The sequence below is a fragment of the Vibrio sp. 1978 genome, assembly GCF_033344345.1.
Genome location: NZ_JAWPOP010000996.1, coordinates 1 through 521, shown reverse-complemented (window position 1 = coordinate 521; position 521 = coordinate 1). Strand labels below are relative to the sequence as shown.

Annotated in this window: 1 protein-coding gene; it reads right to left on the bottom strand. The window is 42.4% G+C overall.

Features of this window, described 5'->3' with window-relative positions:
• On the bottom strand, positions 1-302 hold a 302-nt coding region (locus R8N49_RS30295; RefSeq protein WP_318190843.1), incomplete at its 3' end, for a transporter substrate-binding domain-containing protein.
• Between the last annotated feature and the right edge of the window lie 219 nt (positions 303-521).

The following is a 521-nucleotide window of genomic DNA, read 5'->3' as shown; positions in this document are numbered from 1 at the left end:
TCAATGTTTGTTGGTCGGGAATAGCTGAAACGCTCGGCGCGAGTATCGGTATAGGTAATGTTGGCAGCAAAGTCTGCGTCTTCATTCGCGACTGCATCTAAAATGGCATCAAAACTCGCGTAGTTGATGTACTCAACACTCACACCAAATTCAGTGGATACCGCATCAAATAAAACGCGAGTGACAACATCATCCGCTTCCGTCGCGATTTTATAGTGAGGCTGTAATGAAGGTTCGGCCTTTACATGAAGGCTTGGCAACAGACAAGCGAAAAGCAGCAGCGTTCGAGCAAGTGTGATCATGACAAACTTATCTAAAATTAACCACTTACAGTGTGGTTATTATTATGGAAAGTAGAATAATTATGAAATGATGAACATATACTAATTCACTTATTGTTTCACAATCAATTCAACAGTCTGCCGCACGGGTCACTTTTTCCTCTGAACGCCTACAACTATTTTATAACTCCGCCTGCTCGTCACTACTACGTAAGATGTAGTCCGTCATCCAAGCAGTTC